This window comes from Okeania sp. SIO2F4 (genome assembly GCF_010672385.1).
Lineage (GTDB): Bacteria > Cyanobacteriota > Cyanobacteriia > Cyanobacteriales > Microcoleaceae > Trichodesmium.
This window is the reverse complement of record NZ_JAAHGT010000410.1, coordinates 1-8,145: the sequence shown is the minus strand read 5'-3', so window position 1 is coordinate 8,145 and position 8,145 is coordinate 1. Positions and strand designations below refer to the sequence as shown.

General features: G+C 37.0%; 6 protein-coding genes. 3 read left to right on the top strand and 3 right to left on the bottom strand.

All coding sequences use genetic code 11. The annotated features are described in order from the left end of the window. Positions 1-247 (top strand): DndE family protein (locus F6K22_RS23215; RefSeq protein WP_293103317.1); only part of this gene is annotated, 247 nt, incomplete at its 5' end. 121 nt (positions 248-368) lie between these two features. Beyond that, positions 369-794, top strand: a complete 426-nt coding sequence (locus F6K22_RS23210) for a late competence development ComFB family protein (protein ID WP_293103314.1) — start codon at positions 369-371, stop codon at positions 792-794. Positions 795-1,798: 1,004 nt separating this feature from the next. Here the strand turns inward: F6K22_RS23210 and thiD are convergent. The 3 genes from thiD to F6K22_RS23195 form a co-directional block, all read right to left on the bottom strand. Then, positions 1,799-2,620 (bottom strand): bifunctional hydroxymethylpyrimidine kinase/phosphomethylpyrimidine kinase, encoded by an 822-nt coding sequence (gene thiD / locus F6K22_RS23205; RefSeq protein WP_293103319.1) that lies wholly within the window; start codon positions 2,618-2,620, stop codon positions 1,799-1,801. An 807-nt stretch (positions 2,621-3,427) separates the two neighbouring features. Further along, a complete protein-coding gene (gene ftsZ / locus F6K22_RS23200) occupies positions 3,428-4,702 on the bottom strand; it encodes a cell division protein FtsZ (RefSeq protein WP_293103311.1) in 1,275 nt (424 codons plus the stop codon). An 817-nt stretch (positions 4,703-5,519) separates the two neighbouring features. Beyond that, a complete protein-coding gene (locus F6K22_RS23195; RefSeq protein WP_293103308.1) occupies positions 5,520-6,356 on the bottom strand; it encodes a cell division protein FtsQ/DivIB in 837 nt (278 codons plus the stop codon). 928 nt (positions 6,357-7,284) lie between these two features. On the opposite strand from F6K22_RS23195, the gene F6K22_RS23190 reads away from it, so the two are divergent. Continuing rightward, positions 7,285-8,145, top strand: an 861-nt coding sequence (locus F6K22_RS23190; protein WP_375340189.1) for a P-loop NTPase fold protein, incomplete at its 3' end; no start/stop codon positions are given.

Sequence of the window (8,145 nt, the reverse complement as noted above, 5' to 3'; positions counted from 1 at the left end):
CTCTCCAGTGCCAATTCCTGCTGATAGCAATTTAGAATTAACATGGAGAATTTTTGGCGGGAAATTTTCTGACATATTGTTGTTAGCTCTTAAGCAACGTTGCTATAATGAAGGAATAGGTATAGATCAAGAAACCTTGGCAAGCCAATTTCGTCTACACTTACATCGAGGTATTGGATACTTAGCTGGTAACCAAAATATTAAAAAGATGGAAGACTTAATAATAACTGTTATTTCCTCGTACTAATTAATACTAATAGTAGTTATTTATCATTAATTAATTGAGGGATTCTAATCATAAACTTGAGGTTAAAACAGCTATAATTAAGTAAAAAAAATGTAGATAAGAAGGAAACAGGAAAATAATTATGGTAGTTAATTCTAAAAAGAAATATATAAATATTATGGAACAGATGGTAGCAGATGAAGTAAATCGTCAAATTACTTTACTTCCTCAAAAGTTAGCCAAATATATTAAACGAGCTGATGTAGAAACTTATGCCCTGAATCGTCTCCCTCCCCTATATGCTTCAAGTAAGGAAGGTTGGAAGTTCCAAACAAAAAAAGCAGAAGAAGATTATCAAAAGCAGATTGTTGCAGGAGTACGTCATGCTTTTGCTGCAGTACAAAGAGATCTTCTGAAAAGCTCAACTCCTTTATTTGTAGAAGAAACTCAAAAAGCATTTTCCTCAAAACCAGCATCAGCATCTACTTCAGAATCTGAAGAAAACAAGAGTAAAGACTATAGCTGGCATCATAGTCGCTACTATCGCTTAGGGAGTGCTAGAAAATAAATATATTTTATATTTTGAAATGGCTAATATTTGCCAGTCAACTATTAGGCATTTTATAGATATTTATTATTGATTGGCAAATTTTTATAATTTTTACCCATAGGAGTAATGTTCAACAATTAATAATTAATTATTAATTGTTCTTATAACAGATAGGATTGCCTAAAAGGAATTTTTTTTCTTTCTCTTGGTCGATTGGATATGGCGCACTTCGGAGCGGCTCTGCACTCTTCGGGAAACCTCGCCATCCCATCCTAGGTCATGCTCCGCTTTCCGACCCCTCTCTTCGTCGATTGGATATGGTTGTAACCCATCCATCCCATCCCAAGGTCATGCTCCGCTTTCCGACCGCTCTCTTGGTCGATTGGAGGCAAGCGAGGAGACCTCGCCATCCAAGGACCGCTTTTTCTCGATGAATGGAGAGGCTTTATACCTTAATTTTTCGGTAAAAAAATAGATTGTCAATCAATCAAACTACCACAGGATGGCAGAAATAACTAGCCAGTTACAAAATCCCAAAAGCCTTACCAATCAATATTTTTGATTTTTAACTCTCTTGAGTCCGCCTGACATTTTATCTCAATGTTGGCCCTTGACCCGCGCTCTCCTGCCAAGGGAGCTGAGATATGGGAAAACCAATCAATTTTGCGGTTTTTCCAAAGCGTGTGCTATGGTATTTAAAGGCTGCTGGGCTAGCAGTGTCTAGTGGAGCCGTCGGATTGGCGACGTACTGTGGAGCGCGCCTTTAGACCGGAAAGAGGCTTCGACCTCAGAGGCTGGTGCATTGTTTCGCTGCGCGACATGAAAAGCGCAGCTCCTCTGCAAGAGGCAGCAGAAAACCCAAATAGCGCGATGGTTAGGAATCCCGCGCTGTCACGCAAGTGCAGCCTCGGGAGGATTTCAATTGCGGAGTGTTTTCCCAAGGAAATAGAGACTTTAGAATTGCTTACTTATCTAGTGCCACTATCTACTTTTAAGAATACAAATAAGATTATGTTGATTAATTAAGTGTTTAATAACAAAGGGAAAAAATGTCCGATAGGGCCTTGACCGTGACCAATTTCCAAAGCATATTTTAAAGCATTTGTCACATAATCCTTAGCCAATTTAACAGCAGAAAATAAATCTTTCCCTTGGGCTAAATTAGCTGCTATTGCTGCTGAGAGAGTACAACCAGTACCATGAGTATTAGTAGTATCAACTGTAGCAGTTGTCAAAGTTTCAAAGCACTCCCCATCAAACCAAACATCTGCTCCTCGGAAATTATGCTTCAGAGCGCCCCCCTTGACCAGAACAGTCTTGACCCCTAATTTGTGAATTTTCTCAGCCGCCAGTCGCATATCATCAATATCATTAATACTTAAACCCGTAAAAATCTGGGCCTCATAAATATTAGGAGTAACAATACTGGCCTTTGGTAGCAAAAAATCCCGTAACGCTGCCACCGCCGAATCATCAATCAACTGAACACCTGCACGGGATACCATTACTGGGTCTACCACCAATTGTTTTAAACTTAAAGCTTCCACCGTCTCAGCCACAGCCAAAATAATCTCTTGGTTTAGTAACATTCCTGTTTTAGTAGCGTGGACACCTATATCTTTAACAACCGCTTCAATTTGTGCTTTGACCGCTTCTGGTAACAAAGCATCAACCCTATTCACTCCCAAAGTATTTTGAGCAGTGATACAAGTCAAAGCACTTGTACCATGAACACAGTGAAAAGCAAAAGTACGCAAATCTGCCTGAATACCTGCTCCACCGCCACTATCAGAACCAGCAATAGTCAAAGCAACAGGAATACTTGATGCCATTAAATCAACCATAACCATTTTATAGAATTTATAGAAGCCCTAAGCGTATCTCCAGAAAAGAGGGAGTAGGAAATAGGGAGTAGGGGGAAAGAATTTATCAGTTAGTCAGGACTTACGCACCAGACCATACATATAGAGTTCAAAACTGTAACGTTATAGTTTTTTAACTCTATATATAGTACTTTTGCGTAAGTCCTGTTAGTATCAATAATTGATTTGATTTTTTATTATTTAGATATCTCTATTTGGTCTAAATCCCCAGGATATTTATTTTTGAAGAGCGCTCTAGGGTCTGGGGGAATTAGGCATGCTTGAGAAAAAGATTGAAAAATACTCCCATACACCTCCAATACCCTATCTCCCCACACTCCCTTTTCATAGATCCCAAATGGGTTCTATAGGGCTAACTACTCAAGTCGAATAGTTGGACATATCTAGATAAATCTTAAAAATTAATGTTTGAAAGTTTGCTACAATTATAGAAAGCAATAAACAAGCTTATAAAAATCGACTTAAACTTTTAAGAAGTTATGGCCAATGGTAAACAGCCACGAGAAAGGTGGTTGAGAAATCCATTAACCTTAAATGTCCTGAAAATAATGGAACACAGTCGCAAAGTTTTCAAGATTTATTTCGATATCAGTAGGTGGAGTTCCCACCGATTTTAAGCCTGTGGAGAGAATAAGTTACAGACTGCGGTCGGTGGTTCTCACAGAAGCACCGAAGCTAGTCTCCAAAGCTCAAAATACTATTTTGGGTAAGTTTGGGTAAGTTCAGTAGAACGGAGTTAGATATCAAGAAATTTCCTTTGCTTTAATATTATCTATTAGGATTAGGTGGATTTCGTCGCCTTTGCAGAAAGTCAGGAATATCTAATCCTGGTAATTTTTTTTGTGGCTCAGTAGTTTGAGTAGAAGTCTGAGTAGGATTCGATATTGGTCGTCTTGGTTGCACCTTTTCCTGAGTAGGTTGAGTTTGTACTTCCCCACTAAAACCAGTAGCTATCACAGTAATTTTGATTTCTCCCTGAAGTTTTTCATCAATTACAGCACCAAAAATAATATTGGCATTAGGATCGACAACTTCGTAGATAATCTCAGCAGCAGCATTAACCTCATGTAAGGTTAGATCGGTACCTCCAGTAATATTAAATACAACTCCTCTTGCTCCTTCAATGGAAGACTCAAGTAAAGGAGAAGAAATTGCCATATTTGCTGCTTCCCTTGCCCTAGATTTACCAGACCCCATACCAATTCCCATCAACGCCGAACCAGCATCAGCCATAACTGCTCTAACATCAGCAAAGTCAACATTTACTAATCCCGGCACAGTAATAATATCTGAAATACCCTGTATACCTTGACGTAAAATATCATCTGCAATTCTAAAAGCTTCCTGTACAGGAGTCTGTTCATTAATAACAGACAGCAAGCGATTATTGGGTATCACGATTAAAGTATCTACTCTAGTTTGTAGAGCAGTAATACCTTCATCAGCTTGAGTAATTCGGCGTCGTCCCTCGAAAGTAAAAGGACGAGTTACAACGCCTACTGTCAGAGACCCTGCCTCCTTAGCAATTTCAGCAATAACTGGAGCAGCACCAGTACCAGTACCCCCTCCCATTCCAGCAGTAATAAATACTAGATCGGGATGATCTAAAGCATTAGCTATTTCATCTCTAGATTCTTCCGCCGCTTTTTGCCCAATAGCAGGATTACCCCCTGCCCCCAAGCCTCTTGTCAGTTTTTGTCCAAGTTGTAGGCGTTTAGGAGCATGGGACAGAGTTAAGGCTTGGGCATCTGTGTTAACCGTCCAAAATTCTATACCAGAGACCTCACTAGCAATCATTCGGTTAACAGCATTGCCGCCACCCCCTCCCACACCAATTACTTTGATTTTTGCCGTATTACTTGGCACGATATCATCACTCCTGGATTCTTCTTTTGTTATACCCTTGGGGTCATAATTTTGTTCTCCATACAATCCTGAGCTATTACCAAATGGATTAGAGATATTTTTTGGCAATGGAAAATTTCCTTGTCCTTGAGATTGGGGAATTTCATGGTTGACCCCTTGTTGATTATTCACTATCATTATTGGGGATGGTAGATATACAGTTTTTTTTTACTCTAAGTTAGTTTATAGCTTACCAGGATGGCTCTTGGCAGAGATTAATCAATCATATTCTAGAATATGTTGCACTATAATCCAACAACCGGAGAATGTTTATTCATTTTGCTTTTTTGGGAACTTTTGTAATACTGAAGCGTCTTTAATTAATTTCTGAAGATTCCCATTAGCAATTTTTGATAACTATATTTATTACTTTATTTATTACTTTAGAGTTTTTCTGCAACTCAAGGCCACTTTTCAAAATACTTTTAACTAACGTCGTGAGAAGTCAAGCACCTGAACAAAGTAGGGGTTGGGATCAATCGTAATAATCATGAATGTGCTGTAATACAACTGGTTAACATCCAGACGATAGGAATATCAGACAGCCTAACAAACGAAGTAGCAGGCGACTGTTCGGCGCAGAAACTATGGAGCCTGGGAATCAGAAAGACTGCAGCTCAGTAATTTTAAGTCAATCTGCCCGTAAAAGTTGGAAAACACGACAATCAAATATTTTGAACCTGGGTCAGGTGGGTGAGTGCATGTGTTCTTCCTTAGAGGAGATAAAGGTTGCAAGCAACCAGAGATGCTGTATAAGACTAATAGACATAGGCGTGAAAATCAAAAATAAAATCAATTCTTATCCAGAAATTATCAATTACTTTTCCCTGTTAAGTGTTAAGTGTTAAGTGTTCCCTCTTTTCCACCAGAGGTCTAATATTGACTTGTCTAATAGAGGCAACAGCATAAGAGAGATGAAGCCCTTGGGTACTTCACATTAGAAATTTTTGTAGATTTAATTTGACTGAATTTTAATTGCTCTAGATTTATTAGGTAACTGAATTAAAGGAGATTCTGGATTTTTTAGATCGATATAGGCCATTCGGCGAATATCAATTTTATTCGGCAATTCTCGCATCCGGTCTAAGACATTTAATTGTTCATTAAATCGAGAGCTATACTGTCCGAGATGTACTAATCCTAATTCAGTTGTTAGAATTAAATTTCCTGGATCTTCCCAATTAATCTCAAATACTTTAACAGGACTACGACTTAAACTTTGGTATAGAGGATGCCAATATTGACGATACTGTTCACTAAAACCAATTACTTTTAGAGTAGGTAAAGATTCAGTTCTTTCTAGAGCAGAAAAGCTTTCTAGAGGTATCCAGTTGCCATAAGCATCTAACCATCCCATTTTTTGTGAGTTACCAGTACCCACCTTACTTTTAAATTGAGTAATTGCTACAGGGCGTCTTTCTGTAATCTCTATCCTTAAACTCGGAGGAAATAAATGACGACTAATTTTTGCTTTAGCAATTGGATTATGTGACTCTAAATTCTGAGCTAATATTTGTGTTTGAATTCCCCAAAGAGATTGAGGATAATCTAAAGTAATTAGAGATAATATTGCTCTGTCTGAAAGCAATTGATTACCTTCTACAGTTAATTGTTCTTGTTTAGTTATTAGCCAAATTGGCTGAGTAATTGACCACAGTAGACCTGATGCTAAACCACTAACTGCTAGTATTTGCCAGATTATAATTACTAATTTAAAACGTCGTTGACGACGTAATGTTTTTCGCCGATTTGCTAAATCTGATTGAGAAACCGCTCCAATACTATTAGTCATTTACTTAATTCATACAAAATCTTAAAAAGTTTGCTAAATATCCTGAAAAAAGGTGTTATACCAAATTGATAAATCTTTGATACAAATAGCTAGGCTATTTATTAGGAGTCAGGAGTCAGGAGTCAGGAGTCAGGAGTTAGGAGTCAGAATGAATTGCTTTTATATTATTTTTTAGATTGAAACTTATCTTTTTAGTTAAAGGGACATCTACTGTAAAATCTTTTAGCGATCCCAATTATTCATAACATTCTTTTTTCAAGTTAGTGGTAGATGCTAGGGAAAAATATCAAATTATCAAGTAGTTTTAAGGTTCAATCATAAATCTTGAATAAGTGGTATTATTTACTAATTAATATCCTTAAAAATTAACCTTTTTTGATAGAAATTTTAATATGGTTTAATCACATATTTTTGTGTTTTTGTAATACGGATATGTTAATTTTTTGGGTTTCAAATTATTCAAATAGAAGATAAAAGTCATGTTGATTCTCAATCATCTAATTGATTTTCTTATGGAAGCTATTTGAGACCTATTTAAAAAGATAAGGGGAATATGGGGAGATGGGAAAATATGAGTATTTTTTAAGATTTTTTCTGTATACCCCTCTCCATCTCCTGACTCCTGTGCAAAAAACTTAATCACTGGGATTAATACCAAATGGTATATATAGCAATCCGCGAATTAGTTGTAATAATGTTTATAACAGTTAATTTTAACTGAAAACATTTAAAATTATGATTCCTGACTCTTGACTCCCAACTGCCACCAAAATATTACAACTGTGCAGAGGATTGCTATATTCTATTTCCTCTAGGGTAATGATTATTGATGCTTTTACCCCCAGGTGTTGACATACCTCTTGCCCAGATTAAAAGAATCCAGGAAAATAACACTTATCAATATTAAACAATACTACTTTTTTCGTACATGGGAAAACAAGTCTTGAGTGAACTAGACTTAATTAAATTTTACAAAGCTTGTAACCCAAGCAAGACCCTCATAGTAGGGAACCCTGAAGATCAACAATATTACATAGATTTTGCCAGTGTCAGGGGTAGTGACATTATCCGAAAGTTAGAAAGAACCATAACACTTTTATCTGAAAATCAACCATCTTGTCAACTCTTTACAGGACATATAGGTTGTGGTAAGTCTACTGAATTATTTCGACTCAAAGATAAATTAGAAAAACAGGGATATCACGTTGTTTACTTCGAATCTTCTGAAGATTTAGATATGGGAGATGTAGATATTAGTGATATTTTGCTGGCGATCGCTCGTCAAGTCAGCGAAAGTATGGAACAAACGAAAATCAAAATCAAACCAGGTTACTTCCAAAAGCTATTTACTGAAGTATCAGAAGTCTTACAAACCCCCATAGAACTTTCAACAGAAGCAGAATTATCTGTGGGAATTGCTAAAATTACTGCTAAAACTAAGAATTCCCCTAAACTACGTTCTCAATTAAGACAATACCTCGAACCTCGAACCAGCACTATTCTAGAATCAATAAATCAAGAATTACTTGAACGTGCCAATATAGAACTCAAACGCCGAGATAAGAAAGGACTTGTTGTTATTGTTGATAATCTAGACCGTGTAGATAACTCACCCAAATCCTGGGGACGTACTCAACCAGAATATTTATTTGTAGACCGAGGCGAACAACTCAAAAAACTAAACTGTCATGTAGTCTACACAATTCCCCTCACTTTAATGTTCTCTAATGATTATGGCAGATTATCTAGTCGATTTGGAGTTAAACCCAAAATATTACCAATGGTACCT